This window comes from Streptomyces mashuensis, from assembly GCF_014654785.1.
In the GTDB taxonomy this organism is placed as follows: domain Bacteria; phylum Actinomycetota; class Actinomycetes; order Streptomycetales; family Streptomycetaceae; genus Streptomyces; species Streptomyces mashuensis.
The window spans coordinates 93,338-116,835 of sequence record NZ_BNBD01000004.1 but is presented as its reverse complement, the minus strand read 5'-3'; the positions used below and the strand labels follow the sequence as shown (position 1 = coordinate 116,835).

Genomic DNA, 23,498 nt, shown 5'->3' with positions numbered 1-23,498 from the left:
CGCTACTCGAAGTACGCGGCCAGGACGATCACGTCCTCGCCGTCCGCCGTGCCGGGCTCCTCGCCGTCCTCCACGGGCAGCACCGTGCGCAGCACGTGGTCGGCGACGGCCCCGGGGTCGTGCCGGGCGGTGCGGGGCACGCTCGCCGCGGCCCGGTGCAGCCGGGCGAAGGCCCGGTCCATCGAGTCGCCGGCGCGGTGCAGCAGTCCGTCGCTGTAGAAGAGGAGCGTTTCGCCGGGCGCGGGCCGGATCTCCACACTGGGCGCCTCCCAGCAGGCCAGCATGCCCAGCGGCGCGGAGAGCGAGGTCTCCACGTACGCGGCGCGGCCCGGCCCGACGATCAGCGGCGAGCAGTGGCCCGCCCCCGCCACGACGACCTTGCGCTCGGCGGGGCGGCAGTGCGCGAAGAGGGCGGTCGCGGCGCGCGCCGGCTCGGTCAGCCGCAGCAGCAGCTCCAGGTCGGACAGGACGGCCACCGGGTCCTCGCCCTCCATCACGGCGTACGCGCGCAGGGCCGCCCGCAGCCGCCCGGTGGCCGCGACGGCGGCCGGGCCGGAACCGGTGATGCCGCCGATGGCCAGGCCCAGCGCCCCTTCGGGCAGCGGCAGCGCGTCGTACCAGGCGCCGCCGCCGCGCGGCCCGCGGCGGTGGCGCACGGCCAGCCGGACGCCCGGCACCCGCGGCAGCCGGCCCACCAGCAGTTCCTCGTGCAGGGCGGCGACGGTGCGCCGGGCGTCGGTCAGCTCCAGCAACCGGGCCAGGTGCTCGGTGGCGTAGCCGCAGTACAGGCCGGTGAGGTGGCGCTGGCGCTCGGTGGGCTCGGCCGGCTCGTCGTACAGCCAGACGGCGGCGCCGATACGGCCGGCGGCGCCGCCCGTACGGCCGGGGCCGGGCGCCGACTCCAGCGGCACCGCGTAGCTGGCGGCGTAGCCGAGGCGCTCGGCCACCGCGCGGTGGCGCGGGTCGCGGCCGTCCTCGGCGGGGATGTCGGGGTGGGCCGTGCCGGTGCGGTCGCCCTCGGGCGGCAGGTCGTCGAGGAGGCCGGGGTAGGGGGACGCCGGCACGGCGGCGATGTCGTCGGCGGTGGGGTCGTCCTCGGCTCCGGTGCCGGTGCCGGTGGCGGGGCCGCGGTCCGCCGGGAGGGTCTCCAGGTGGCCGAGGTCGGCGCGGCCCAGGCCCAGGCCGACGGTCATGGGGTGGCCGCCGGTGCCGCCGGCGGGCCGGAGGGTGACGAGGCCGCGCCCGGCGCCCACCAGGGAGGCCCCGGCGCGGAGCAGTTCGCGCAGTGCGTCGTCGAGCGTGCCGGTGCGGGCGAGCCGGTCGGTGAGTTCCTGGAGCGTGGTCAGGTCGGAGACGAGGCCGGCCAGGCGGTCCTGGACCAGGACGGCGGCGGCCGGGCCGGGCGCGGGGGAGGCGGGAGTGGGCACCGCGGGGGCCGAAGTGTGCGCGGGCGCGGGGACCGGTGGATTGATTCCGGCCACTTTCGGCAGGTGCGGCGCGGTCATGGCCGGCTGCCTCGTGCGGGCCCGGCGGGGGCGCGCTGGGGGCCCGGCCGGCCGGGGCCGCGCCGCAGGGCGGCGGGGCGGCCGGACCGGCCGCTCAGCATGGGAAGCTCGGGTTCTCCGCTCATCGGCACCGCAAACCCCCTGTCGTGTCGCGCACCGGCGGTGCTCCACATGTACACGCCCGGGTCAGGGGATGTCCAGCATTGGACCAGTGGGATTGGTGGTGTCTGGTGAGGTTTTCAAGTTGGCCGGAAAATAGTGCCGTGGCCCTTCTTTTGAGGTCGACTGGCGTCGCTCCAACAACGCGTCACATCCACCGCGGTGGGTACGTACTCCTAGGACGGGCGACGGCAGTTGGGGCCGCCCCGCAACCCGGGGGCGGGCCCGAGCGTCTTATCGGTCAGCGGCCACGCCTGTCCCGCTGCGGCGTGGGGCGACCCATGCCGCGGGCGAGGGGCGCACCGGCTCAGCACGAAGCGCCATGCACGCGCCACCCCCCGCCAGGTTTCACGCTCGGCCCGCGACGTGATGCGCTGCGTCCTACGCGCAGCGATCTCCGATCCATGTGATGTGCTGCCGGCCCGGGGGACCACGGCGCGTTGAGTACCGCGCCCATCAGTGCCCGTAGTGCCATGTAGGTCCCGTAGGTCCCGGCCGAGCCGGGGACTACGCCCAGTTCTTTGCGAGTCATGCGAAACGCGGCGCGCCTCCGGGCGCGACGCGGCCCCTGCCGAGGGCAGGGGCCCACCTTCGGCGTTCACGGAAAGGACGAGCGCTCATGCGCGAGATCCCCGGAAGGCGACGCAAGATCTCCCTCCGCCGGGCCGGCCGGTCGGCGGTCCAGACGGCGGCCCTGACCTACGCCACCGAGTGGCGGTGGCCCGTCCTCCCGGGCGTGGGGCTGCGGCCCGGCACGGGCCGGGTGCACGAGTGCGCGTGCCCGGACCCCGGGTGCGTGGTGCCGGGCGCCCACCCCTTCGACCCGGGCCTGCTGGCGGCCACCACGGACGCCCGGATGGTCCGCTGGTGGTGGACCAACCGGCCGGAGGCGCCCATCGTGCTGGCCACGGGCGGGCGCGCGCCGTGCGCCGTGAGCCTCCCGGCGGTCGCGGGCGCCCGCGCACTGGCCGCGTTCGACCGCGCGGGCGTACGGCTCGGCCCCGTGGTGGCCACGCCCAGCCGCTGGACGCTGCTGGTGGCCCCGTACTCGCTGGAGGTCCTCGGCGAGCTGCTGCACCGTCAGGACTGGGTGCCGGAGTCGCTGCGCTTCCACGGCGAGGGCGGCTACACGGTGCTTCCGCCGTCGCCGACCGGCGCGGGTCGCGTGCGCTGGGAGCGCGCGCCGCAGCTGGTGGACCCGGCGGAGGCTGCGGGCGCCGCGGGGGCGCCGGCGGCCGGGCAGGACACGGGCGCGGGGACGGACGGGAACGAGGGCGCAAGCGCGGGCGCGCGGCCGGGCGTTGACCGCACCGGGTGGCTCACGCGCACGGGGCTGGGCCGCCGCTCCGGGGGGAGCGAGGGGCCTTCCCGGGCCTCCGGCGACTCCGGCCGGCTGCCGCAGCCCTGGCTGCCGGACGTCACCACGATCGTGGACGTGCTGGTCGAGCAGGCCGTACGGGCGGGCAGCCCGGGAGGCGGCGGCAGCCGGCTGGCGTACTGACGGCCGGCGGCCGGTGGGCCGGCCCCGTGAGGGCGCGTACGGACGGGAGACATACGCGCCCTCACTCGTACGGGTGCAAGCCGGAGCGGAAACCCCAGGAAACGGGCGCGCGGGTGCGTGAACAGGGCGCTCTTGGCCCTATGTTCGGGGCAAGGCTGTGCCGGGCGCCCTTCTTCACGGAGCGCCGTCGGCCCGGCGGCACCCGCGTGCGTACGGGCGCCGCCCCCGTGATCGGCACGGCCATCCGGTGTGCGACCGTTCCGTTCCGCGAACAGGCTCCAGCAGGCTGCCGCGGGGTGATGGCAGTGTGATGGCAGGTGGTCCCCATGGAGCGTCCGTTGGCGTGTCCGTCCCGTGTGCCCGGCGCCGAGCCCGGCGTTCCGCCGGAACAGTTCGGTGCTCCGGGTGTGCCGGGTGTGCCGGAACCGCGCGGCGCGCATCTCCGGATGGCCGTCCTCGCGGGCGCGGTCGTCCTGGCCGTGGCCCTGCCGCTGGCCGCGGCCTCGGCCGGCGCGGCGGGCCAGGCGGGCCATGAGGGGGCCCCGGGGCGCGAGGGCGTGAAGCCCGGCGCGGGCTCGGGTGCGGGCTCCGGCGTGAAGTCCGGCGTGAAGTCCGGTGCAGGGCGCGGACGTACGGGCGCGAGCCGCCCGGCCACCGGGGGCGCCCCCGGTACGTCGTCCGACCTGCTCGGCCTCGACGGCTCCCCCGACGGCCTCGCCGACCCCTCGGCCCCGCCCGCGCCGTCCCCCGGTGCCGCCCCGGCCGACGGCGGCCGGGGCGCCGCCGGCGACCGGTTGCGGAGCGCGGCCCGCTGCGGACCCGAACTCTCCGCGCCCGAGGGCGTCGAGGCCCAGACCTGCGTCATGGAGCAGGGCCCCGACACGTGGGGCCGGCTCTACTACCGCAACGCCACGGGCACGCCGCTGACCGGCGTGCTCACGGTGATGGCGCCCGACGGGCACACGATGCAGGTGCACTGCCCGATGGCCGCAACCGATGATCCGGACATGTGCGAGACCCCCCGGGAACGGACCGCGCACGGACATGGCGCGTATACGGCGGTCTCGGAGGTCGGCTCGGCGGAAGGGAAGCTGCTCCTCCGGTCGGGAAGCAACTCGACGGGCCCGGACGAGGGTTGATCGCGAGCCGCTGACCGGCCCCGCCGGCGACCGCCAGCGACCGGCGCCGGCCCTGTCCGGGTGGCCGGGCGCGGGCCGGCATGGCGCCGGCGCACGGTGCGTACGGGCGCCGGAGGGCGCGCCCGGGGGCGTGGGCGCGGGCAGGCCCGCGGTCAGGGAGCCGTGGGGAAACGCGGAGAGCCGTAGGGAGCCGCGGAGAGCCGCGGGGCGCGTACGGGAGGGGGTTCCTGGTTGCCCGGTCGGGGGCCCTGCAAGGGCGGCTGCCGTCCCCGGACATGGAAGCGCCCGGTCGCTGGCGACGGGGGATGCACCAGCGACCGGGCTCCTAAAAAGGTAACAAGAGATCGGCGGTTCGCAAATTCGATCGTGGATTTCCGGACGCCGATTTCCTCGCCTGCGGCGGGAGTTGTGACAGGAGTCACGCGCTTTGACCCGGGGTTTACCCGGTGGGCGTCCCGCGGCCGCCCTTTCCGTCCGCCTTCGGAAGGGAGAAGCGGCCCGGGTGGGTGGCCGAATACCTCCGGCCCTCCCGCCCGGACACCGCACGGCGCGATCACCCGACGTGGCCGACGGGCCGGCCGGCCGGTCATGTGGCCGGTTCCCCGGCCGGCCGGTTGAACGATCAGCGGGTGATCAGTTGAACGCTTGACCGGCTCTTGACCGGATCAATTCAGGGTCACCTGGCGGCTGGTGAGGCCGCTGCGCGCCCGCCGCTCCTCCGCCGACAGCGGCGCGGAGTCCGCGAGCGCCCCCGTGAGCCGCTCGGCGAAGGCCGCCGCCGGCTTCTCCACGTCCTCGGCGGTCATGCCGCTCGGCAGGTCCCACACCGGGACGGTCAGCCCGTGCGCGCGGAACGACCCGACGAGGCGCGTGCCCTCGCCGAGCGAGGACGCGCCGGCGACGTGCAGCCGGGCGAGCGCGTCGAGGAGCTGCTCCTCCGGGTGCGTCATCACCCAGCGCAGGTGGTTCTTCTCCGGCGTCTCGCACCAGTACGCGGCGTCGACACCCGACAGCCGGACGGTCGGGATGGCGGCGGCGTTGGCGCGCTCCAGCGACGCGGCGACCTCGGCGCCCGCGTTCTCGGCGTTCTCCACCCAGAACTCGAAGCCGGTGTGCACCACCGGCGCGAAGGGCCCGGCCGGGTCGAGCAGGTCCTGGAGACGCGGACCGTCCGCTTCCGCCCGGCCGGCGGTCACCGGCGTGCCCGGCTCGGCGGTCAGGGCGCGGCGCAGCGTGTCGGCGAGATCGCGGCTGAGGTCGCCGGTGGGGGTGTCGTTCTGCAGGCCGAGCAGCACGGCGCCGCTGTCGCGGCGCAGCGCGGGCCAGGCCATCGGCAGCACGGTGGCGAGGGTGACGGAGGGAACGCCCTCGGGCAGCCCGTCCTTCAGGTGCAGCTCGACGGTGGCGGCGGGCACGAGCTCGCGCAGCGCGACCCAGTCGGCCTCGCCGGGCAGCCCCTCGAACGGGCGCTGCACCAGCTCGACGGAGGCGTGCGAGGCGGCGCGGCCGTGGCAGGCCTTGTAGCGCCGGCCCGACCCGCAGGGGCAGGGCTCCCGGGCGCCGACGACGGGGATCGGCGCGTCGCCGGGCTGCGGCGTGGCGGCCTTGGTCTGGGGGCGGCGCTTCTTGGCCATGGTGTGCGTGTCTCCCGCTCGGTCGGCTCGGTCGGCTCGTTCGTGGCGCGAGCCTAGCGCCCGCCACCGCGGCACCCGCGGGCACCGCGCGGCGGGGACGCGTGGGCTGCGCGGGAGGGAGTACGCGGGACGGGGCGGGGGAGTGAACGGCGCGGCGGGCGGGGTGCCGCCGTGGTGCCGCTGCCGTGGCGCCGTACGCCGGTACGACCGGCTGCCGTACGCCGGTACGGCCGGTGTGCTCGGTGGCCCGTACCGGTCAGGCGGGCTCGTCGAGGTCCCGCAGCTCCCGGAGGCCCGGGACGCCCGGGAGGCCATGGAAGGTGCTCAGGCCGTCCAGTTCGTCCAGGTCGTCCAGCTCGTCCAGGTCGTGGACGGCGGGTGACGGTGCGGTCGGCCGGTGGCGGCCCGGGCGGGCGCCGGCGCGGGTGGGGGGCGCGGAATCGACGCGCGTAGCGAATCCGGTGTGCGCGCAGAGCGCGGCCCACACGGTGACCTCGCCGGAGCCGTCCCGTACGCCCCAGTCCTGGGAGAGCGCGCTGATGATGTTCAGTCCGCGGCCGCCACGCGCGGTGACCGAGGGCGTGGCCGGAAAGGGGCGGGTGGGCCCGCCGCCGTCGGTGACCTCGACGGTGAGCCGACCGCGCTCGTCCACGCGCCAGGCGGCGCGGAACCCGTAGCCGTCACCGTCGCTGCTGCCACCGCTGCCGTTACTACCGCTGCTGCTGCCGCTGCCGTTGCCGCTCTCCCGGCTCAGCGGGCGCCCGTGCCGGTAGGCGTTGCTGAGCAGCTCGGAAAGGATCAGAACGGCGTCGTCGATGACGGCGTCCGGTACCCCGCTGGTGCGCAGATCCTCGCGCATCCGGTGTCTTGCCTCACCCACACCGGCGGGACCATGGGGTACGGCCATGATCGACGACGTGGGCACCTCCTGTGCCACCACCAACGCCACCCCCGAGACCTCCTTTGCCCCACGTCAGGGGATGGATGCCCCAATGGCCTGGACCGGAAACCGGCCAACCCCGACGCGGTGGGGCACTCACGCCGGTCGAATACGTACCGAACGCGCCGGTGTACGCCCTGTCATGTGCACGGTCTCATCGGCGCCCGAGTTGCGTGAGGACGGCCCTGGGGCGGTTGGTGATGATCGCGTCGACGCCGAGCCGGACGCACAGTTCGACGTCCTCGGGTTCGTTCACGGTCCAGACGTGCACCCGGTTCCCGGCCCGGTGGGCGCGGGCGACGTAGTCGGGGTGGTTGCGGACGACGCGGATGCCGGGCCCGGCGATGCCGACGCCCGGCGGCAGCCGGCCGTCGCGGTACCGCGGGCCGAGGAACTGCATCAGGTACACGGTGGGCAGGTCCGGTGCCGCGGCCCGCACCCGGTGCAGCGAACGTGCCGAGAAGCTCATCACCCGTACGGGCGAGGGCTCGTCGGGTGGCGGGTCGGCGAGGCCGAAGCGGCGGAGGAGGACGAGCAGCCGTTCCTCGACGCGGCCCGCCCAGCGGGTGGGGTGCTTGGTCTCGATGGCGAGTTCCACGCGGCGGCCGGAGTCGGAGACGAGCTCCAGGAGCCGTTCGAGGGTGAGCACGGAGGTGCGGTCGTGGTCGGGGGCGCCGCGGTCCGGGTCGCGGTCGGGCGCCTCGGCCTCGTCCGCCGGTGCCTTCCACGAGCCGAAGTCGAGGGCGGCGAGGTCGGCCAGCTCGAGCGTGGAGACGGCGCCGCGGCCGTTGGAGGTGCGGTTCACGCGCCGGTCGTGCACGCAGACCAGGTGTCCGTCGGCGGTGAGCCGCACATCGCACTCCAGCGCGTCGGCCCCGTCCTCGATCGCCTTCCGGTACGCGGCGAGGGTGTGCTCCGGGGCGTCCTCGGAGGCGCCGCGGTGGGCGACGACGTCGAGGTGGTGACGTCCGGGGCGGAAGTCCCCGGCCGGGTGCGCGTAGGTCACCGCGTTATGGTGCCACCGGCTGGCACAATCGCGCATGGGGCCTTTTCTTCGGGGTCTTCAGGGTTTGTCCCGGGAACCCCGGCAGACACAGGCTCCGCTTACGGCGGTCTGACGCGGCATGGGAAAGGCTGGCGGCAGAGTGCCGCGGCCGTGGCCGGATCCCGCCGCGACCACCTGAATGACGTGTACCTGATTGAGGAGACAACTGTGAGCACCGAGAACGAGGGCGCCGCCGTTCCGTCCGCGGCAGGGCCGCGGACGGAGTCTCCGACGTCTCCCCAGGTGCCGCCGGTCCCGCCGGAGGCACCGGCGGTGGGCCCGTCGCTGGACAAGGCACCCGCGCAGACCCCCGCGGACACCGCGGGGCAGGCCGGGAACGTACCGCCGCAGGACCCGGCGCAGCACCAGGCACAGCAGCCCCCGGCCCAGCCGGCAGGCCCCCAGCCCCCCAACCCCGGCTGGTACGGCGCCCCGCCGGCCGCCACCGGTGGGGGCGCCGGCGGCGTGCCGCCGTACGCGGGCGGGGGACCGTGGGGCGTGCCGCCCATGGCGCCGCCGCCGCGCCGCAAGGGCGTGGGCGGACTGGTGGCGGCGGTGGTCGCCGCGGCGCTGATCGCGGGCGGTGTGGGCGGTGGCGTGGGCTACTGGGCCGCGGAGCGCAGCGGCGAGAGCTCGACGACGATCTCGTCGTCGGCCGACCCGAAGACGGAGAGCCGGGTGCCCGGCTCGGTCGCCGACATCGCCAACAAGGCGCTGCCGAGCGTGGTGACGATCGAGGCGCAGAGCGGCAACGGCGAGGGCGGCACGGGCACGGGCTTCGTGTACGACAAGCAGGGCCACATCCTCACCAACAACCACGTGGTGGCGTCGGCGGCGGAGAGCGGCAAGCTGTCGGTGACGTTCTCCGACGGCAAGCAGTACGCGGCCGAGGTGGTGGGCCGGGCACAGGGCTACGACGTGGCGGTGATCAAGCTGCGCGACCCGGCGGGGGCGAAGCTGAACCCGCTGCCGCTGGGCGACTCCGGCAAGGTGGCGGTGGGCGACGCGACGGTCGCGATCGGCGCGCCGTTCGGCCTGTCGGGGACGGTCACGACGGGCATCGTCAGCGCGAAGAAGCGGCCGGTCGCGTCCAGCGACGGGGGCGGCGGCGGGCAGGCGTCGTACATGAGCGCGCTGCAGACGGACGCGTCGATCAACCCGGGCAACTCGGGCGGCCCGCTGCTGAACGCGCAGGGCGCGGTGATCGGCGTGAACTCGGCGATCCAGTCGGCGGGCAACGGCGGCGGCTTCGGCGGCCAGGGCCAGGCGGGCAGCATCGGCCTGGGCTTCGCCATCCCGATCAACCAGGCGAAGCGGGTCGCGGAGCAGCTGATCCGGGACCGTACGCCCATCTACCCGGTGATCGGGGCGGTGGTGAACATGAAGGACGCGGCGAACGGCGCGGTGATCGCCCCGTCGGGCACCAACGGCGCTCCGTCGGTGACCGCGGGCGGCCCGGCCGACAAGGCCGGCCTGAAGCCGGGCGACGTGATCACGAAGCTGGACGACACCCTGATCGACAGCGGCCCGACCCTGATCAGCGAGATCTGGACGCACCGCCCCGGCGACAAGGTCACGCTCACCTACACCCGCGACGGCAAGCAGACGACGACGGACATCGTCCTGGGCGAACGCCGGGGCGACAACTGACCGCCACACCGCCCCGCCCACCCGGTAGTCTGTCCCCGCGCCGCCGACGAGGCGACGCGGGGAGGCTTGCCCGAGCGGCCTAAGGGAACGGTCTTGAAAACCGTCGTGGCAGCGATGTCACCGAGGGTTCAAATCCCTCAGCCTCCGCCCACGCAGCGAAGGCGCTGTTCAGAAGGGGTGTCCGGTGGTTCCGGCACCCCTTCCCGCTTTGGATCTGTCTCAGTCCGGCTCACTGAATCCCGGTGTTGACCAGGGCGTGCGGGCCAGCGGCGGGCCGGGTGGTCCGCCGGCTTCCGCGAGTGCGCGGTCGACGAGGGCATTGGTGACCTGCTGGGCGCCGCGGAGGATCTTCGCGTAGAAGCGGTACAGCACCGCCACGCTGTGCCCGGCACGCCGGGCAACCTCGACAGGGTTCGCGCCCGCCATGATCAGGAATGAGATTCCGGCGTGGCGCAGTGAGTACGGGACCTCCGCGAGAGGTGTATCCGCGTCTTCTGGCGCCAGGACCATTTCCCGGGCGTCGCTCCAGAGCCCGCAGTACTCGTTGGAGGTCACCCGGCCGCCCCCCACCGCCCAGAAAAGACGGCCGTCCGGTGCGGTGCCGTGACCCCTGATGTGTTCGCGCACCATGCGCACAAACACCGGCGGGATGGGTGACGACCGGACCGAGTTCCGGGCCCTGTGCTTCAGGCCGCGCTCGTCGTGCGTCTTGCCGCCGTCGGTCCAGCCGGAACCGACTTCGGCATGACTTTCGGAGACGAGAACCTCACCCCATGGCTGCGTGCCGTCTTCCAGCTCATCGGGCAGGTAGAAGTCCGTGTCCTTCAGAGCTGCTGCCTCGCCCGGCCGCGTGAGGGCGTAGTAGATGCTGGCGAAAAAGACCTTGAGGTGTTCGCCGCGCGGTCCGAGGCGCCCCACCGCTTCGATCAGTTCCTGTGAGAGCTGCTGGTCGGGTACGTAGCGGAAGTCGACCTCGTCGTCGGTCTTGGGCGGCTCCCAGTCGATTTTCGACAGGGGGTTGACCGTGAGCAGCTCCCGTTCGATTGCGTACCGCACGGCGTTGCTGAGCACGCTGTGCCGACGCCTGATCGTGTTGTCCGCCGCCGTTGTGCCGTCGAGTTTCACGGACAAGGCGTCCAGGGCGGGGCGGAGATTGCGGGGCCTCATGGCCTCGTCCACCTTGAGCGAGTTCCGGGTGAACCAGGCCAGCGTTGCGGTGACCTCCTCGGGAGGGGTCTCCGCGTCCTTCCGGGCGAGAAGCTTGCCCTGCTCGTTCCGCACCATGCGGAACGCCCAGTCCCGGAGCGCCTTCCGGGCCAGCGCCGCGGCAGGCGCACCGCGGTCGGAGGAGACCAGTACCGGCGTGACGATGCACAGCGACTCGGCGATGCCGGCGCGGTGCTTGGCCGAACTCTTCGGCCACTTCATCAGGGCGTACGCGCACGCGTGCTGGTACCAGCTCGGCATCTGGACGTCGATCAGCTCGGACTCAGGCAGGCCGGTCTCGATGTCGAACGGTTGGCGCTTGCGCAGAGCGGTCAGCAGCTCGGCTCGTCGGCCGTCGGCCTGTTCGAAGGTGAGGTAGCTCTTGGAGTGCGACTTGGTGGCTGTCCGCCATCGGAGTTCGAATGGCTTCCGGCGCCCTTTCCGCTCACGGATGCTCCAGAACTCGACGTCGTAAGTCAGCAAACCGGCCCCTCTTCGTGCCCGGTGAGCCACTGGTCAACGTCGGTCCGGCGGAAGCGCAGGTGACCGTTGGGAAGCCTGATGCACTTCGGGGCCTTCCCGCGGGCACGCATGCGATAGAAAGCGGCGCGGGACATGCCCAGCTCCTCCAGGACGTCGGCGAGCTTGAGGTGAGGTTCGCGGCGGGGGCTGGACATGGGCCTACTCCTCTCCGGTGGTCGGGTCGCAGCACGGGTGCGTGGTCTCGCCGGTGGCGATCAGGAGGTCGGCGAGCGGGGTGGCGCAGACGGTGCACAGGCGGGGTTCGGGGGTGGTGGCATCCGAGAGGTGCTGCATTTCAGCGCCCGGAGCGCCCGCAGCACCCGGTGAGGGGTGTTCGCCCAGGTCGGGAGGGGTGTGCCTTGCGGGTGCTGTGGACGGCGCAGCGCCCGGTGCAGCACCCGCAGCGCCCGGCGTGGTGGCGGGAGTGGGGTGCTCGCGGGTGCTGCGGGTGCTCGTGCGGGTGCTAGGGCCTGAGCCAGCGCCCGCACGTTCTTGCTGGTCAGTGTGGGTTTCGGGTGCTGCGGGCGCTCCGGGTGCTGTGTTGCAGGTGTTCTCTGCCGATGTGAGGCAGTAGAGGCGAGAGCGGTTGCCGTTCGACTGGCGCTTGGAGTCGTCGACGTTGATCCCTACGGTGCGCAGGGCCGGCGCAAGGCGCTTGAGGTGGCCGGCAGCGCGGGTCGGGTCCTTCGGCCACTTCTTCGGGAGCTTCTCCGGCGTGGTGACCGATTCGAGCAGCTGGGCGGCCGTGACGGTGATGCCCTCCGGGCCGGCGGCGCGGACCAGGTCGACGACGGCCTGGGCGAACGGTTCGCCGTCGAGGACGTCGGCGACCGCGTCGGCCGCCGTGGCCCGGTAGGAGTCGAGGGTGTTCCAGCCGGTGACGTGGTCGACGGCGGCCAGGACGCGGGCGAAGTCGGCCATGCGGGGGCGTTCGGTGAGCTGGACGTCCGGCAGGGCCTTGAGGACCTGGGCGAGGAGGTCGAAGAGGCTGGCGAGGATGGCCGGGTGGGCGTCGGCGTACGCCCGGTCGAGTTCGGCCTCTTCGCGGCGCTTGTGGTCGGGGATGAGCTGCAGCTCGATGGTCAGCAGCCGTTCGGCCAGGTCGCCGGCCAAGGCTCCGGCGTCGATGGTGGTCATCGCCAGGACGCGCCGGAACTCCAGGACCACGACGTCGTCGTCGGTGTAGAGGGCCCGGTCGACGATGCCGTCGCCGGTGACCGCGCGGCACAGGGCGTCGGAGAGCCAGGCGGGGATGATCGAGACGTTGTCCAGGCAGATGCCCCAGGAGTTGAACGCCTGAACGGCCCACGACTTCAGGTCGCGCGGCGCGGTGCGCTTCGGGGCGCCGGAGGGGTCGATGATGCCGATGACCATCTGGGCGCCCTTGGACTTGCCGGTGCCCTGCTCGCCGCGGAAGGCGAGGATCGGGTGGGGCAGGTCGGGGATGAACGCGGCGACGAGCCAGGCGGCCAGGAGGCGGAAGCCGTCGTCGGTGGTGTTGAGCAGCCCCCGGAGCTGGGCCAGGCCGTCGCCGTCCCGGACGGGTTCGGGGAGCGGCTTCATGGCGCCGGAACGGCGGAAGACGACGGGGGACGCGGGCAGGCGCTGCCAGCCGTCGGGGCCGATGGCGATGCAGCGGCCGTCGGTGGTGCCCAGGTCGACGATGATGCGGTCGTCGTGCCGGGCGACGCGTAAGTGGGGTGTGCGGGGCTCGGCCATGGCGGCGACTCCTTCCAGGACGGTCATGGCGTCGGCGAGAGCCGATTGGGAGGGGACGGTGCCGTCGTTGGTGTCGGCGAAGATGCGGGCGAGCTGCGAGCGCAGGCCGGCCTTCCCGCGGAGGGGCAGGGCGATGTTGGGGCCGTCGACGGTGATGCCGTAGGGGCGGCCGTCGTCGGACATGAACAGCTCGTAGCGCTCGCGTGCCAGGGCGGCGAGTTGCGATGCCTGGGACGGGCCTTTCTTGTCGGGGTCGACGCCGTGGTCCTGCAGAAGGCGGCGGGCCAGGTCGTCCGTGCTGGCGGTGCGGTCGTGCTCGCTGGTCACCTGCTGCTCCGGCGGGTGCGGCGGGCGGCGGAGGCGACGGTGGCCAGGGCTTCTCGTTCGGGCAGGCCGACGTGGACGGCGGCGTCCACGAGCGCGGCGGCGATGCCGTCGGCGTCCGGGCCGCCGGTCTCGTACGCGCGGCAGGCGGCCCAGTACAAGCGATCGTTGCGGCCGGTGCCGTCCTTGCCCGCGGGAGTCGCGTCCAGGACGAACCGGATCAGGCCCGTTGCCGTACGGCCGGACGTCCCGGCCGTACGGCCCGGTCGGCTCAGGGGACGCGGCGTCGGGGGAAGGACCAGGTGTAGCAGCTGCTCGGGTACGGGCGCGGCGGGCAGGCCCGGCGAGTCGGCGGCCAGGGCGTAGCGGCCGGCCGTGGTCAGGGAGCCGGGGCCGACGAGGTAGCCGCCAGGGCCGCGGATGTCGATGCCGGGGGCGATCCTGCCCACGGAGTTCGGGATGCGGGCGTCGGCGGGGCTGGAGAACCAGCGGTGTTGCCCGCCGCTGGGAGTCAGCACCGTGACCGTGTCCGGGATCTCGAAGCCGTGCAGGCGCGCCAGGCCCGCGAGGGCGGCGGGGCCGTCCTGGCCGTGCTTCACGTCGAGGTCGACGCCGACGAGGTGGTGCGGCGGCCGGCCACAGGCGATGCCGTAGCCGGTGGCCCAGGGCGCCGCCTCGAACAGGGCTCGGACGGCGTCCGGGTCGGTGGTGGCGTCGTGCACGCCGTGGCCGAGGTGGCCGCACTCGCCCCGGCACGGCTGGGGCTTGGGTTCGTCTCGGTGCGGTGAGCGGACGGCGGGGAGCTTGGTCCGGGACAGGGGGATGACGGCCAGGCCGTGTGTGGTGGCAGTGAGGGCGCTCCGCAGGGCCTGGGCGTGAGCGCTGGAGGAGTGGTCCGGTGCTGTCGGGTGCATGGGAGTGGTTCTCCGGGCGGACGCAGATGGGCTGTCAGGGGTGTCAGGCCGGCGGCGTCGGACGCGTCTGACGGGGGTCGCGGGCGCGCGTGACCCGCGTATTGGGGCTCGTGGCTGTCAGGCCCGTCTGACGCGTCTGACGCGTCAGGTCTGTCAGGCGGCCCGGTCCTCGTCGTCGTGGTCGCGCACGATGCGGTACTCGCCCGTCTCCCCCGTCTCCTCCAGACGGCCGGCCATGATGAAGGCGGCGACCTGACCGGAGACCCACGAGCGGGAGCGGCCGTGGCGGTCGCAGTGCTCCATGAAGTCGGCGGGGCGGACGATGGTGCGGCCCTCGGCCTCGAACTCGTCGAGGATGTCCTCCATGACCTGGCGGGCCTGCGCGGGCGAGACGCGGTGGCGGGGCTTCTCCGGCGGACGCTCGGCGAACTGCACGACGTGGGTGGCCGAGGGGAGTTCGCGCTCCGGGTCGACGTCCTGGTCGTCGTCGTAGTCCTCGTAGTTCTCCCCGAGGTTGTCGTCCTCGTGGTCGTCGAACTGTTCCTCGTGCTCTTGGTCGTGCAGCGCATGGCGGCGGTGGCTCACGGTGTCCTCCTTCTGCGAGTCGTGGGCAGGGGCGGCGCCGGGCATGGGGTGGCGGGTGCGCTGGGTGAAGTGGCGGCCGGCGGCGCGCTTGGCGGCCTCCGCGGTGACGGGGTCGAGGGTGGCTCGGGTCTCGGCGAAGGTGAAAACGATCCAGTCCAGGTATTCGCGCGGGGTGAGGTAGGAGCGGGCGGGGGTGGCCCAGAAGGTCTCGGGGATGCCGTTGGCGACGAGGTAGCAGTAGCCGGGCCTCTTGTCCTTCCACAGGTGCGGGGCGGCGCCTGCGTCGAGGACCTCGTCGTCGAGGGCGAACCCGGCGTCGCGCTCGTTGCGTACGCCGTAGACCCACGAGGAGCCGAGGGAGGCGCGGGTGTCGGTGGAGACCTGGTTGCCCGAGGCGCGTTGCATCGAGACGACCAGCGTTATGCCGGCGGAGCGCGCTTCCTGGGCGATGCCGGTGAAGACGTCCTCGTCGGTCTCCCGGATGGTTTTGGCCGCTTCCTCGAACCAGCACAGCAGGTACGGCATGCCGGGCGAGCCGTCGGCCTGGGTCTGCGCGCACTCGGGGACCCACTGCTTGTAGCCGTACTTGGCCAGCCACCGGGTACGGGCGGGGATCGCGGCCTTGATGGCAGCGATCATCGCCTCGGTGGACTTCATGTCCAGGGCCGCCCAGTCGACGGCGGGCAGCAGCGGGCCGAGCGTCTGATCGGCCTTGGCGGGGTCCGATGCCCACACCACGGCATCGCGGCGCGAGAGGACCTCGGCCAGGGCGGAGAGGCCGCCCTCGGACTTGCCGGAGCCGGTCATTCCCATGATCAGAAGGTGCATGGCGTTGCGGCCGGCTTCCGGGTCGCCGGGGAAGTAGAGCACGGCGTCCGTGCCGTCCTCGTAGAGGCCGACGTGGACGGGGTCGGCGATGCTGCCGCCGGGGTGGGACGGGCCCGGGTAGGGGATGGTGTTCTTGAGCAGGTCGTGCGGGACGATCGTGAGCTGGGCGCGGGACGCGGAGTCGGGGTCGGGGGTGACGCGCACGGCGTTCTTCGGGACGTCGAGGGCGCTGGCCAGCAGCGGCGTTGTCTTGCTGACATCGTCGGCGGTGAGTTCGCCGCGCGGCAGCTGCAGGTCGAAGGTCGCCTTGTTGGGTGCGACGCTGCTACGGGTGATCTGGGCTTTGGCCAGGCCGACCTTCTCCAGTAGACCGCCGTCGGCACCGCCCGTGGCCTCGGGGTTGCGGCGCAGGATCTGGCGGATGTTCCAGGACAGGGCCAGTGCCGGTGCGCCCATGAAGTACAGCCCGCCGAGAGGGCCGGCGTCCGGGCCTGCGATGGCGGCCGCGGTGAACCAGCTGGAGCCCGCGGCGACGGTGATTGCGGAGTGCAGGCGGCGTTGTGCGGTGGTGGCCTTGCCCATCCACCAGGTGACGCCGGCCAGGGCGACGGAGGTGAGGGTGAGGCCGGCCGTGGCGGCGGCGCTGTTGCCCCAGTAGTGGTGGGCGGGCAGGGAGGCCAGGCCGGTCCCGGCTCCCACCAGCCACGGGGGCAGGTGCGGCTTGACGCGGTGGGACAGGTACTCGCGGACACCGCCCGCGCCGGCGGGGGCGCGGAGCTGTTCCTCGTGGACCTGGTCGGGGGTGAGCTGGGACACGGCCGTGTGCCTCCTTCACGTACGCGGTGGATCAGCCGTTGAAGTCGAACCGGCGGGTCGGGCGCTGACGGGAGCGGTAGGGGGCGAGTTCGGGGGCGAACTCGCGCTGGAAGGCGGCGTAGGTCGCGGCCACGTTCTTGGCGGTGTCGCGAGCGTCCTCGGCGGCCTGCTTGAGCCGCTTGGCCACACGCCGGGCCCGCATGCGCGAGCCGAAGGCGCGGCCGTCCGGGTCGGGAATCTCCTTCAGGACGGAGTGCAGGACCTCTGAAGCGCCGGCCAGCTCGAACGACAGCTGGAGGAAAATGCCGCGGGCCGTCTCGCAGTAGTTGCGGATGTCGACATTGCTGAAGAACTCCGGGTCGGCGAGGGGGCTGTGGCCGTCGCTCCCGCCGCGTCCGTCGCGGCGGAAGAACCCCGAGGCGCTGTTGCCGCCTCCGCCGCCACCGCCGGTCCCGCGGTTGCCGTTGCCCTGGCCGCCGACGTGGAAGTGGTACTCGCGGGTGCGGTTGCTGGTGCGGTAGCGGGCGCCCCCGTTGTTGGTGCCGCGGGCCGAGCCGTTGCCGGCGCCGGGGGTGCCGGGGCCGAAGCCGTATCCGTTGGGCGGGGTCGTCATCGGGCGGACTCCTTCTCGGTCGGGTACTCGGTCTCGTTCGCGGGCAGGTCAGCGGTGCGGGTGGCGCGGCGCAGGTGCCGGGCGACGTGCGCGGCGAGGAGGAGCAGCAGCCACAGCCACGGCAGCGGGTTGGTCAGCGGGCCGAAGGCCACCGACGCCGCTGCCCAGCCACCGGCCGTCAGTACGGCCGCGGCCAGGGCGACGCGCCAGGTGCGTACACGCCTGTGAGGGGTGGGCCGCCGGAGCGTGGCCCAGACCAGCCAGCCGGGCCCGGCCATGGCGAGGGCGGCCAGCGGCAGCCACAGGCCCGGGGCCTGGGCGTGAGCGACGGCAGCGGCCACCAGGGCGGCGACGGCGACGGCGGTCGGCACGAACGCCCGGCGGCGCTTCCACGCCGCGCGTCCGATCGCGGCCGTGAGGCGCTGGCCCCAGGTGAGCTGTTCGGGGACGACGACCACGACGGGGGTCTGGTGACGGCCGCGACGCTGTTTGGGGACCTTGGGGATGCGGACGGTGGTCGTCTCGCGCGGGAAGAGCGTCATCGGTCGTGCCCTCCGCGGGCCGGGCGGCGGCGGACGCCGGTGCCCGGCCGTCCGATGCGCCGGCCGTTGACGGTGGCGTACACGTCGCAGCTCATCGCGGGCTGCCAGCGGTGGCCGAGCCGCTTGGCCCTGTACATGGCCTCGTCGGCGCCGCGCAGCAACTCGGGGAGCCTGGCCCCGGGCCGGTGGCTCCGCCGGCAGATGCCGATCGAACCGCTCGGGTGGATGGTGACGGTGCCGGTGTCGATGGCGTCCGACAGCTTCGGCCACAGGCCGTACGTCAGTTCGATCTGAGGGTCGGTGTCAGGGGCGAGCCGTATGACGGCGGCGAACTCGTCGCCACCGAGGCGGCCGGCGAACCCGTGCCGGTCGGCGCACCAGACGTCGAGCCGATGGCCGACGGCGGCGAGGACCTGGTCCCCGGCGAAGTGGCCGTAGGTGTCGTTGATGTCCTTGAAGCCGTCCAGGTCGAGCAGCAGGACGGCCGCGTGCGGGTGCTTGACAGCCCGGTTGGCGCGGCTGGTGAAGGCGGCGCGGCTCATCAGCCCGGTCAGCGGATCCGTCCGGGCGGTACGCAGGCGGCGGGCGAGGAACAGGGCGTGGGCCGCCCACCCCGCCACCGGGGCGGCGATGGGCACGGCCTGCAGCAGGGGCGTCATGAGGCTTCTTCCTCCATCTCCGGGAGTTCGTGGTCGTCGGTGCCGGTGCCGTTGCTCGATTTCGTGAGGGACACCACGGGTGCGGGGCCGGCGGGGATGGGAGCTGCACGATCCGCGGTGGGCTCCGGTGCGGCGGCCAGGCGGGGCGCGCGGTAGGCGGCGTCACGGATGCGGGCGGCGCGGCCGGTGCCGATGCCGTACGTCTTCATGAGCCAGGTCGCCGAGGCATCGCCGCCTTCGGCGATGCGCTGCCGGGCGGCGCCGATGAGCTCGTCGTCGGACATGCCCTTCGGCAGGGCCCGCCGCTGCTTGCTGCCGGTGGCGGCACGGCGGGGCTGCCGCGGCTTGGCCGCGCCGTCGACGGCAGGGGGGTGACCCGGTAGAGCCGGTAGGGCCGCCGCCTCGGCGAGTTCGACAGGCTGCTGCTGTGGTGCGGTGGCGGTGTCGGCGACAGGGCCGCGGGGGGAATCGTCGACGGGGCTGTCGGTAGGGGGCAGGGTGCTGAGGTGCCCCATGTGGACCAGCAGGCCGAGGGTCACCGGCGGGATGGCGGAGACCGCCACGATGAGCGGCCAGGACACCGTGATGACGCCCGCCGAGGCGGCGTGATCGACGGCGTTGCCGGCCACCGAGAGCGCGATGCCGCCGATGGCGTTGGCCTTGGCCCAGGCACGGGCCTGGCGGTTGCGGGTGGCGCGGCCGAGCCACAGGCGTACGGCCGTCATGGCGTAGGCGTCGACGGTGAGCGGCAGCAACCAGGACAGCCACGACCACCAGCCGGTACGTACGGCCAGGTCCTGCAGGGCGGCGTACGAGGAAGCGGCGGCGGCCAGGCCGACCGCGCCCATGCCGACGTACAGCAGCCAGTCCCTGCGGGTGTCCCCGGCGGCTCCCGTTCCGGTACCGGTCCTGGTCCCGGTCTCCGGGATGGTCGACGCGCTCATTGCAGCGCCTCGGACAGGGCGTTGATCGCGGTGGTGGCGACGGTGGTGACGGCCTTGCGGGTGCCGTTCGCGAAGCCGGTGCCGGTGAGGAACAGGCCGATCAGCAGGCCGACGATGAGCGTCGACCAGCGGTGCCCGACCCACACGCACAGCGCGATGCCGACCGTGATCAGCAGCAGGGTCAGGGACACGGTCACCACCGGCGCGGACGCCGCGGCGAGAGTGACCAGGGGCGGGGAGAACATCGGCGAAGCCTCCGTCTCAGGCGGGAGGGAAGCAGGAAGGGAAGGGGCCCGCCCGGTATGCGGGCAGCGAGGACTCGGCGGCATGCCGGGCGGGCGGAGCGGCCGGCGCTACCGGCCGTGTTCGCGCTCGTGGAGGGACGCGACCAGGTCGATCAGCGCCGGGTCGGTGGCGTAGCCGGCGTAGGAGCCGTCGGCGTGCCAGACGTGCCAGCGGGGGGTGATCCATCCGGGGATGAAGACGCCCACGGCCAGGTACCGACGGGTGCGGATCACCGGGTCGACGATGGTGACGGTCGAGGGGAGCGGCTCGGTCATCGTGCTCACCCCTCGTCCTGCGAGAGGGGAACGCCCAGTTCCTCGCAGTTGGACGTGCGCTGCAGGTCGTCGAGGACGAAGGCGAGGTCGTACTCGCTGTCGACGAGCACCTCCACGTACTTGCCGCACGGGCACGGGCAGAGGAGGAACAGCTCGTCCGGCGGGCCGTCGAGGCCCCTTTCGGTGACGCGCAGGAGGAAGAGGCCGGCGCCGAGAGGGGCCACGGCCATGGCCGGTCCCTCGCTGCCGCTCGGGTAGCCGGTCCAGGAGCCGGCCGTCAGGACCCGGGCGAGCGTGTTCGGGAAGTCGCGGGCCACGCACGCGGCGGCACGCGCCACGACGTCCCTGCGCTCCTGGACCTCGCGCTGCTTGCGCTCGTACGCCCAGGCCGCTTCGACCTGCTGCTGGTACTCGGCGGCCAGCGCGAGCAGGGCGGGCAGGTGGTGGTCGGCCTTGCTGGCGGTGATCAGGCGGTCGGTCATGTCAGGCCGCCTTCCGGTTGTCGGCGACGGCGTCGAGCCAGCTGTCGAGACTCGTGTCGGACGACGTGCCCCAGCAGTTCCCCTTCTGCAGGCCGAGGAAGCCGGGCGCGGTGACGACGATGACGTTCTTCTGGCCGCAGCGCCGGACGAAGACCGGCTCGTCGAACACCGTCCACCGGTGCATGAGTGCCGGGTCGAGCTCGATCGGCTCGGCGGTCAGGGGGCGGGTGAGGTGTTCCCTGACGACCTTCCTCCAGTCGAGGAAGGCGGCAGCCGTGCAGGCGTTGACGATCCCTTGCCGGTGTTCGGCCGTCACCCACAGCGCCTCGTCATCGTCGGTGCGCCACAGGTCGAGTTCGACCTCGTCGTCGTAGCCGACGGCGTTGACGAAGTTGGCCAGGAAGGCGACCTCGTGACGGTCGACAAAAGCGGACCAGGACTCTGCCGATTCACGGGCGGAGGCCCGGCCGATGGCCATCGTCTGCAGGTCGGAGGCCACGGCGTACAGGTGCTCGCCGTCGAAGTCGAGCAGCATGCCGTCGAGGCCGATCGTCCCGGTCACGTGGGGAAGTACGCGGGTCACGGCCTGGCGGAGACCGGTGACGCGGATCTGGGTCGAGTCGGTCATCGTGTGGTCCCTTCGGGGGCGCCGTCGTGCGGCACGTACGGCCATGGGGCGTCGACGTGGGCGTGAGGGTCGGTGCGGCGCAGGTAGGTCTGCAGGCTGGCGGCCTGTTCCGCCGCCCGCTCGACCTGCAGCGCGTGCAGGGTGTGGGGCTGCATGGCGCCGAGGCGCGGGTAGGCGCGGCCGAGGCGCCAGGCCAGACGGGCGGCGGCCACGGCATCGGCGGACGGCGAGTGCGGTCCGTCGTGTTGCACGTGCCAGTGCGCGCACAGGTCGGGAAGCTTGCGGGAACCGCGGCGGTACCGCTGGACCTGCTTGTCGATGACCAGCGGGTCTATGACCGGCGCCAGTTCGCGCCCCGGGAGGTGGTCGACGAGCGGCACCAAGTCGTGCCGGCGGCACTCGCGGTCGAGGATCGTCAGGTCGAAGCGGGCGTTGAAGACGACCAGCGGGTGCCCGGCGACCAGCAGGGCCACCAGCAGCGCGGTCATCTCGGCGATCGCCTCCGCCGCCACGCGCCCCTCCAACTGGGCGCGCTCGGTAGTGATGCCGTGCACGGCGGTGGCTTGCGCCGGGATCACCACGCCGGGGTTGATCAGCCAGTCGGTCACCTTGGTGTCCTGGCCGCCGCCGACCTCGACGACGGCAGCCGCGACGATGCGGTCGGAGTTCCAGTCGGTGCCGGTCGTCTCGGTGTCGAAGGCGACGAGACGACTGTCCGGCCAGATGGTGACGCTCACTGGACCACCTCCAGGGCAACGGCGGGGAGGCAGATGTGCGTACGGGTGGCCCGACGGCCGGCGTGCTGCTTGCGGTAGTGGCAGCGCCAGCCGCAGACGCGGCAGCGGGTGCGGGCGCTCACGCGATCCGCCTCCCCACCAGCGGCGTGTCGGCGGCCGCGAGCGCGTCGAGCGCCTGGTCCGTGAGCTGGGGCGCGTACTCCGGCAGCGCGCCGAGGCGGTCGAGGGTGTCGATGAGCAGGGACAGCGGCTCCGTGTCGCCGTCCCAGTACGCCGTCACGGCCGAGCGCGCGGCGCCCAGGAGCTCGTCGTGGGCGCGCTGCAGCGCGGCGATGCGGCGGCGCGGGTCGGTCCTGGTCATGGGTCGCAACCTCCGTGAAGTCGAGGTCGAGGGCGCCGCCGGGCCCGGGCAGCACGAACCAGCGGTCAGAGCCCAGCAGCGAGAGGAGGAGAAGAGAGAGCGCAGGTCAGCGGCGTCGGACGGGCCGCGGCGCCTGCGAACCGTTGAGGATCGAGCGCAGGACGACAGCCACCACCGTCAGCGAGAGCGCGGCCACCGCCACCGACGCCGCCACCACGGCGACCGACAGCAGCAGCGCGACCAGGACGACGCCGACCACGAGCACACCGCCGGCGCCCACGGCCACGGCCGCGCCGGGCGAGAGGCGGCCCACCTCGCGGGGGCGAGCCGGGCCACCGTCGCAGCGGCAGACCGCGCAGTGGTGCCCGTAGCCGTGCGGCGGGGGCGGCGGGGCCGGGAAGAGCTGGTTGCCGAACGCGTCGAACACGGCCGGGGTCGTGACGCGCTCACCCGGCGGCGGGAAGAAGCCCTTCACGCTGTTCATGCCGCGGCCTCCCTACCCTGCAACCGGCGCTCGCGCTCGTTCGCGGTGAGGCCGCCGAAGACGCCGTACCGCTCGCGGTTGTCGAGCGCCTGGCGCAGGCAGGCGTCGATGACCGGGCAGCGGTTGCAGATCTCCTTGGCGTGCGCGATGGCCGCCGCGGACTCCTCGAAGAACAGGTCGGCGTCCGGGCCGCGGCAGAGCGCTCCGTCGACGACCGCCAGGTCGACGCCGGCCACCGGGGGACCGCCGGGCCGCCGCTTGCGCGGCGACGTCCAGGGCCCCTTGACCACCCGCAGGTGCGGACGGACCGTGCCGCGGATCGTGGGTGCCTGGGCGCGCCTCACCGCAGCACCCCCGCACGCTCGACGCGGGCCAGCGGCGAGAACTCGTTCCCGCACCAGCCGCACACCTCCCGCGCCGCCGTACGGCACCGCGAGACGCGGACCGAGCGGTTGCAGCGCGGGCACGAGGCCGACCGGCACAGCGGCCGCCGGTCGTAGCTGGGAACGGCCGGCATCACGCCACCCCCCAGGCGACGCGGACCGGGTCGGTGGCCATGGTCACGGCCGCGAACACCGTGACGCACAGGCCCTGCGCCTGCCCTCGGGCCTCGAAGTGCCAGTTCCCGTCACTCATGGGCCGCAGCTGCGTGGTCACGCCCATGACGGCGGCCACCCGGGCCACGGCCGGGAAGAGGACGTGGGAGGGCAGGAACGAGAACTGGACGAGGACGTCGCCGGTGTGGACCGTCACCGACGGCGACGGCAGACCGGGGATGGACTCCAGAAACCCCGCCACCTTCCGCAAGGTCAACGACAGCTCGTCGGCCGACGGCACGACGGCGGTCTTACGGGTGGGCAGGGGCGTACGCTGGTCGAGCATCAGTGCTCCTAAGCCAGGACTGATGTGGGAGGCCCCGCCGGGGGCCGGACGGTGTGCCAGCACCTCCGGAACCGACACGGCGGGGCTTTCGCATGTCTCCCAGCGAGCGAGACATGTAC

The 23,498-nt window shown here is 73.6% G+C and carries 27 protein-coding genes and 1 tRNA gene; 4 read left to right on the top strand and 24 right to left on the bottom strand.

The genetic code is table 11. The features are described from left to right. Positions 1-2: 2 nt before the first annotated feature. A complete protein-coding gene (locus IE305_RS12275) occupies positions 3-1,505 on the bottom strand; it encodes a PP2C family protein-serine/threonine phosphatase (RefSeq protein WP_190129577.1) in 1,503 nt (500 codons plus the stop codon). Positions 1,506-2,283: 778 nt separating this feature from the next. On the opposite strand from IE305_RS12275, the gene IE305_RS12270 reads away from it, so the two are divergent. Beyond that, entirely contained in the window at positions 2,284-3,165 is an 882-nt protein-coding gene (locus tag IE305_RS12270) for a bifunctional DNA primase/polymerase (protein WP_229890871.1), read from the top strand. A 416-nt stretch (positions 3,166-3,581) separates the two neighbouring features. Beyond that, positions 3,582-4,304, top strand: a complete 723-nt coding sequence (locus tag IE305_RS12265; protein WP_229890869.1) for a hypothetical protein — start codon at positions 3,582-3,584, stop codon at positions 4,302-4,304. Between the two features lie 665 nt (positions 4,305-4,969). Here IE305_RS12265 and IE305_RS12260 read toward each other — a convergent pair. From IE305_RS12260 to IE305_RS12250, 3 genes are all read right to left on the bottom strand, one after another. Continuing rightward, positions 4,970-5,938 carry a DUF5926 family protein gene (locus IE305_RS12260; RefSeq protein WP_190129576.1) on the bottom strand — a complete coding sequence of 323 codons (969 nt, stop codon included), beginning with the start codon at positions 5,936-5,938 and terminating at the stop codon, positions 4,970-4,972. A 256-nt stretch (positions 5,939-6,194) separates the two neighbouring features. After that, entirely contained in the window at positions 6,195-6,845 is a 651-nt protein-coding gene (locus IE305_RS12255) for an ATP-binding protein (RefSeq protein WP_229890938.1), read from the bottom strand. Positions 6,846-7,032: 187 nt separating this feature from the next. Continuing rightward, on the bottom strand, positions 7,033-7,884 hold the full coding sequence (locus tag IE305_RS12250) for a glycerophosphodiester phosphodiesterase (protein ID WP_229890867.1): 852 nt from the start codon (positions 7,882-7,884) through the stop codon (positions 7,033-7,035). A 207-nt stretch (positions 7,885-8,091) separates the two neighbouring features. Between IE305_RS12250 and IE305_RS12245 the strand changes: the two genes are divergently transcribed. Next, positions 8,092-9,573 carry a S1C family serine protease gene (locus IE305_RS12245; protein WP_229890865.1) on the top strand — a complete coding sequence of 494 codons (1,482 nt, stop codon included), beginning with the start codon at positions 8,092-8,094 and terminating at the stop codon, positions 9,571-9,573. A 60-nt stretch (positions 9,574-9,633) separates the two neighbouring features. Beyond that, positions 9,634-9,720 (top strand) — tRNA-Ser (locus IE305_RS12240). A 72-nt stretch (positions 9,721-9,792) separates the two neighbouring features. On the opposite strand, the gene IE305_RS12235 is transcribed toward IE305_RS12240, so the two are convergent. From IE305_RS12235 to IE305_RS12145, 20 genes are all read right to left on the bottom strand, one after another. After that, the gene (locus IE305_RS12235) at positions 9,793-11,262 is read right to left on the bottom strand and encodes a tyrosine-type recombinase/integrase (protein WP_229890863.1); all 1,470 of its coding nucleotides are present in this window, start codon (positions 11,260-11,262) and stop codon (positions 9,793-9,795) included. Next, positions 11,256-11,456 (bottom strand): helix-turn-helix transcriptional regulator, encoded by a 201-nt coding sequence (locus IE305_RS12230; RefSeq protein WP_190129573.1) that lies wholly within the window; start codon positions 11,454-11,456, stop codon positions 11,256-11,258. The genes IE305_RS12235 and IE305_RS12230 overlap by 7 nt, the downstream gene beginning before the upstream one ends. A gap of 4 nt (positions 11,457-11,460) precedes the next feature. After that, positions 11,461-13,347 carry an AICE element replication initiation protein gene (locus tag IE305_RS12225; RefSeq protein WP_229890861.1) on the bottom strand — a complete coding sequence of 629 codons (1,887 nt, stop codon included), beginning with the start codon at positions 13,345-13,347 and terminating at the stop codon, positions 11,461-11,463. Further along, on the bottom strand, positions 13,344-14,258 hold the full coding sequence (locus IE305_RS12220; protein ID WP_190129572.1) for a bifunctional DNA primase/polymerase: 915 nt from the start codon (positions 14,256-14,258) through the stop codon (positions 13,344-13,346). Before IE305_RS12220 ends, IE305_RS12225 begins: the two co-directional genes overlap by 4 nt. Positions 14,259-14,411: 153 nt before the next feature. Further along, complete coding sequence (traB, locus tag IE305_RS33475) at positions 14,412-16,487, bottom strand: plasmid transfer protein TraB (protein WP_190129571.1); 2,076 nt, start codon at positions 16,485-16,487, stop codon at positions 14,412-14,414. Between the two features lie 31 nt (positions 16,488-16,518). Continuing rightward, complete coding sequence (gene traA, locus IE305_RS12210) at positions 16,519-17,100, bottom strand: plasmid transfer protein TraA (RefSeq protein ID WP_190129570.1); 582 nt, start codon at positions 17,098-17,100, stop codon at positions 16,519-16,521. Next, positions 17,097-17,642 carry a hypothetical protein gene (locus tag IE305_RS12205; RefSeq protein ID WP_190129569.1) on the bottom strand — a complete coding sequence of 182 codons (546 nt, stop codon included), beginning with the start codon at positions 17,640-17,642 and terminating at the stop codon, positions 17,097-17,099. The genes traA and IE305_RS12205 overlap by 4 nt, the downstream gene beginning before the upstream one ends. After that, positions 17,639-18,301: a GGDEF domain-containing protein gene (locus IE305_RS12200; protein ID WP_190129568.1), complete on the bottom strand. Its 663-nt coding sequence runs from the start codon at positions 18,299-18,301 to the stop codon at positions 17,639-17,641. The genes IE305_RS12205 and IE305_RS12200 overlap by 4 nt, the downstream gene beginning before the upstream one ends. Next, on the bottom strand, positions 18,298-19,245 hold the full coding sequence (locus tag IE305_RS12195) for a DUF2637 domain-containing protein (protein ID WP_190129567.1): 948 nt from the start codon (positions 19,243-19,245) through the stop codon (positions 18,298-18,300). Before IE305_RS12195 ends, IE305_RS12200 begins: the two co-directional genes overlap by 4 nt. Beyond that, positions 19,242-19,490 carry a hypothetical protein gene (locus IE305_RS12190; protein WP_190129566.1) on the bottom strand — a complete coding sequence of 83 codons (249 nt, stop codon included), beginning with the start codon at positions 19,488-19,490 and terminating at the stop codon, positions 19,242-19,244. The genes IE305_RS12195 and IE305_RS12190 overlap by 4 nt, the downstream gene beginning before the upstream one ends. A 108-nt stretch (positions 19,491-19,598) precedes the next feature. Beyond that, positions 19,599-19,805 carry a hypothetical protein gene (locus IE305_RS12185; RefSeq protein ID WP_190129565.1) on the bottom strand — a complete coding sequence of 69 codons (207 nt, stop codon included), beginning with the start codon at positions 19,803-19,805 and terminating at the stop codon, positions 19,599-19,601. Positions 19,806-19,810: 5 nt separating this feature from the next. Beyond that, complete coding sequence (locus tag IE305_RS12180; protein ID WP_190129564.1) at positions 19,811-20,287, bottom strand: hypothetical protein; 477 nt, start codon at positions 20,285-20,287, stop codon at positions 19,811-19,813. A gap of 1 nt (position 20,288) precedes the next feature. After that, the gene (locus IE305_RS12175; RefSeq protein WP_190129563.1) at positions 20,289-20,915 is read right to left on the bottom strand and encodes a hypothetical protein; all 627 of its coding nucleotides are present in this window, start codon (positions 20,913-20,915) and stop codon (positions 20,289-20,291) included. Continuing rightward, positions 20,912-21,652 (bottom strand): exonuclease domain-containing protein, encoded by a 741-nt coding sequence (locus tag IE305_RS12170; RefSeq protein WP_229890859.1) that lies wholly within the window; start codon positions 21,650-21,652, stop codon positions 20,912-20,914. Before IE305_RS12170 ends, IE305_RS12175 begins: the two co-directional genes overlap by 4 nt. Continuing rightward, complete coding sequence (locus IE305_RS33470) at positions 21,649-21,774, bottom strand: hypothetical protein (RefSeq protein WP_268255922.1); 126 nt, start codon at positions 21,772-21,774, stop codon at positions 21,649-21,651. Before IE305_RS33470 ends, IE305_RS12170 begins: the two co-directional genes overlap by 4 nt. Next, positions 21,771-22,013, bottom strand: coding sequence for a hypothetical protein (locus IE305_RS12165; protein ID WP_190129562.1), 243 nt, complete (start codon positions 22,011-22,013; stop codon positions 21,771-21,773). Before IE305_RS12165 ends, IE305_RS33470 begins: the two co-directional genes overlap by 4 nt. Positions 22,014-22,119: 106 nt before the next feature. After that, positions 22,120-22,497: a hypothetical protein gene (locus IE305_RS12160; RefSeq protein ID WP_190129561.1), complete on the bottom strand. Its 378-nt coding sequence runs from the start codon at positions 22,495-22,497 to the stop codon at positions 22,120-22,122. Further along, a complete protein-coding gene (locus IE305_RS12155) occupies positions 22,494-22,841 on the bottom strand; it encodes a WhiB family transcriptional regulator (RefSeq protein WP_308440244.1) in 348 nt (115 codons plus the stop codon). The genes IE305_RS12160 and IE305_RS12155 overlap by 4 nt, the downstream gene beginning before the upstream one ends. After that, positions 22,838-23,014, bottom strand: a complete 177-nt coding sequence (locus IE305_RS12150; RefSeq protein ID WP_190129560.1) for a hypothetical protein — start codon at positions 23,012-23,014, stop codon at positions 22,838-22,840. The genes IE305_RS12155 and IE305_RS12150 overlap by 4 nt, the downstream gene beginning before the upstream one ends. Then, positions 23,014-23,379: a hypothetical protein gene (locus tag IE305_RS12145; RefSeq protein ID WP_190129559.1), complete on the bottom strand. Its 366-nt coding sequence runs from the start codon at positions 23,377-23,379 to the stop codon at positions 23,014-23,016. Before IE305_RS12145 ends, IE305_RS12150 begins: the two co-directional genes overlap by 1 nt. Positions 23,380-23,498: the final 119 nt, after the last annotated feature.

Excerpts from the sequence above, each read along its gene's own strand:
- IE305_RS12275 (WP_190129577.1), bottom strand. The coding sequence starts at position 1,505 with ATGACCGCGCCGCACCTGCCGAAAGTGGCCGGAATCAATCCACCGGTC.
- IE305_RS12270 (WP_229890871.1), top strand. The coding sequence starts at position 2,284 with ATGCGCGAGATCCCCGGAAGGCGACGCAAGATCTCCCTCCGCCGGGCC.
- IE305_RS12260 (WP_190129576.1), bottom strand. The coding sequence starts at position 5,938 with ATGGCCAAGAAGCGCCGCCCCCAGACCAAGGCCGCCACGCCGCAGCCC.
- IE305_RS12255 (WP_229890938.1), bottom strand. The coding sequence starts at position 6,845 with ATGGCCGTACCCCATGGTCCCGCCGGTGTGGGTGAGGCAAGACACCGG.
- IE305_RS12230 (WP_190129573.1), bottom strand. The coding sequence starts at position 11,456 with ATGTCCAGCCCCCGCCGCGAACCTCACCTCAAGCTCGCCGACGTCCTG.
- IE305_RS12220 (WP_190129572.1), bottom strand. The coding sequence starts at position 14,258 with ATGCACCCGACAGCACCGGACCACTCCTCCAGCGCTCACGCCCAGGCC.
- traA (WP_190129570.1), bottom strand. The coding sequence starts at position 17,100 with ATGACGACCCCGCCCAACGGATACGGCTTCGGCCCCGGCACCCCCGGC.
- IE305_RS12205 (WP_190129569.1), bottom strand. The coding sequence starts at position 17,642 with ATGACGCTCTTCCCGCGCGAGACGACCACCGTCCGCATCCCCAAGGTC.
- IE305_RS12200 (WP_190129568.1), bottom strand. The coding sequence starts at position 18,301 with ATGACGCCCCTGCTGCAGGCCGTGCCCATCGCCGCCCCGGTGGCGGGG.
- IE305_RS12195 (WP_190129567.1), bottom strand. The coding sequence starts at position 19,245 with ATGAGCGCGTCGACCATCCCGGAGACCGGGACCAGGACCGGTACCGGA.
- IE305_RS12190 (WP_190129566.1), bottom strand. The coding sequence starts at position 19,490 with ATGTTCTCCCCGCCCCTGGTCACTCTCGCCGCGGCGTCCGCGCCGGTG.
- IE305_RS12185 (WP_190129565.1), bottom strand. The coding sequence starts at position 19,805 with ATGACCGAGCCGCTCCCCTCGACCGTCACCATCGTCGACCCGGTGATC.
- IE305_RS12180 (WP_190129564.1), bottom strand. The coding sequence starts at position 20,287 with ATGACCGACCGCCTGATCACCGCCAGCAAGGCCGACCACCACCTGCCC.
- IE305_RS12175 (WP_190129563.1), bottom strand. The coding sequence starts at position 20,915 with ATGACCGACTCGACCCAGATCCGCGTCACCGGTCTCCGCCAGGCCGTG.
- IE305_RS12165 (WP_190129562.1), bottom strand. The coding sequence starts at position 22,013 with ATGACCAGGACCGACCCGCGCCGCCGCATCGCCGCGCTGCAGCGCGCC.
- IE305_RS12160 (WP_190129561.1), bottom strand. The coding sequence starts at position 22,497 with ATGAACAGCGTGAAGGGCTTCTTCCCGCCGCCGGGTGAGCGCGTCACG.
- IE305_RS12150 (WP_190129560.1), bottom strand. The coding sequence starts at position 23,014 with ATGCCGGCCGTTCCCAGCTACGACCGGCGGCCGCTGTGCCGGTCGGCC.
- IE305_RS12145 (WP_190129559.1), bottom strand. The coding sequence starts at position 23,379 with ATGCTCGACCAGCGTACGCCCCTGCCCACCCGTAAGACCGCCGTCGTG.